This window comes from Mesorhizobium sp. M5C.F.Ca.IN.020.32.2.1, from assembly GCF_004023105.1.
Lineage (GTDB): Bacteria > Pseudomonadota > Alphaproteobacteria > Rhizobiales > Rhizobiaceae > Mesorhizobium > Mesorhizobium wenxiniae.
On sequence record NZ_RZSX01001114.1, the window covers coordinates 1 to 1,729 of the forward strand.

At 63.0% G+C, this 1,729-nt stretch carries 2 protein-coding genes; one reads left to right on the forward strand and one right to left on the reverse strand.

Annotated features, from left to right (window positions below; genetic code table 11):
* The coding region (locus tag EOA86_RS33425) for a M20 aminoacylase family protein (protein ID WP_164892270.1) at positions 1–1,132 on the reverse strand (1,132 nt) is incomplete at its 3' end.
* A gap of 230 nt (positions 1,133–1,362) precedes the next feature.
* Here EOA86_RS33425 and EOA86_RS33430 point away from each other — a divergent pair.
* Positions 1,363–1,729 (forward strand): serine hydrolase (locus EOA86_RS33430; RefSeq protein ID WP_164892271.1); only part of this gene is annotated, 367 nt, incomplete at its 3' end.

A 1,729-nucleotide genomic window follows, 5' to 3' on the forward strand; every position in this document is an offset into this window, starting at 1 on the left:
CCCAATAGCTCATGCCGTGCGGGATGACTTCGTCATTGAAGTCGTAGGCCGGATTGTGGAGACCGGCGGTGTCGCCATTGCCGATGAAGATGAACGCGCCCGGCCGCGCTTCCAGCATGTAGGAGAAATCCTCGCCGCCCATCACCGGCTGGATGGCGCGATGCACATGCGCCTCGCCGGCGACATCAGCGGCGACGTCGCTGGCAAAGACCGTCTCTTCCGGATGGTTGAAGGTGACGGGATAATTGGCATTGTAATCCACCTCGATCGTTGCTCCGAAGGCCGCGGCCACGCCCTCGCAGAGGGCGCGCACGCGCTCCTCGGCCTTCCTGGCGACCTCCTTCTTCAGCGTGCGCACGGTGCCGGCGATCTCGGCGCTCTCGGGAATGACGTTGTAGGCGTCGCCGGCGTGGAATTTCGTCACCGACACCACGACAGCCTCGACCGGATCGGTGCTGCGCGAGGCAATCGTCTGCAGGGCGCCGACGAGCTGGCTGGTGATGACGATCGGGTCGATCGTGCCGTGCGGCATCGCCGCATGCCCGCCTCGGCCGTTGACGGTGATGGTGAATTCGGCAGTCGCCGCCATTATCGGGCCTGGCTTGATGGCGAACTGGCCGACCGGCAGGCCCGGCATGTTGTGCATGCCGAACACCTTGGAGATGCCGAAGCGCTCCATCATGCCCTCCTTGACCATCTCGTTGCCGCCGCCGCCGCCTTCTTCGGCCGGCTGGAAGATCACCGCGAGGGAGCCGGCGAAATTGCGCGTCTCGGCAAGATATTTGGCAGCACCGAGCAGCATTGCGGTGTGGCCGTCGTGGCCGCAGGCGTGCATCTTGCCCGGAATGGTCGAGGCGTAGGATTTTCCGGAGATCTCGTTGAGCGGCAGCGCGTCCATGTCGGCGCGCAGGCCGATGGTCGTGCCTTCGCCCAGGCGGCCGCGGATGATGCCGACGACGCCGGTCTTGCCGAGCCCGGTCACCACGTCGTCGCAACCGAAGGCCTTCAGCTTCTCGGTGACGAAGGCGGCGGTCTTGAAGACGTCGAAATTCAGCTCTGGCGTCTGGTGCAGATGGCGGCGCCAGCCGGCGACCTCGTCTTGCATTTCGGCGGCGCGGTTCAGGATCGGCATGATGGTTCCATCTCGCTGTTGGAGCAGACGGGCTCTGCCTGCTGCTTTGCAAATTGTGCCTGCTGTTTTACAATTGTCATTCAGGCACTTTGCCATCTTGACGTCACATAGGCTAAATAGCACCGCAAGATTGCGATCCGGATAGGGGCCGGATCACCATGCTGGCGATCGCGTAACAAATCTTACGGAGCCAGAGGCGACTGCGGCAAGAGGCGATTTCGGATTCCACCATGCGGTACAGGCATTTCCTCAAACTATTGCTGGCGGGCGCCGTGGCGCTTCCGGTGCTGGCCGGACCGGCTCTCGCCAATCCGACGATCGTGTTCGATCTGGGAAATGGCAAGATCCTCCAGCACCAGGAGGCTTTCAAGCGCTGGTATCCTGCCTCGCTGACCAAGCTGATGACCGCCTATGTGACGTTCCGCGCGATTGCGGCCGGCGAGGTTCAGCTCGATTCGCCAATCAAGGTCTCGAAACGTTCCGCCGGCGAGCCGCCGAGCAAGATGGGCTTCAAGCCGGGTTCGGTCATGCGGCTCGACAACGCGCTGAAGATGATGCTGGTCAAATCGGCCAACGACGTCGCCATGGCCGTCGGCG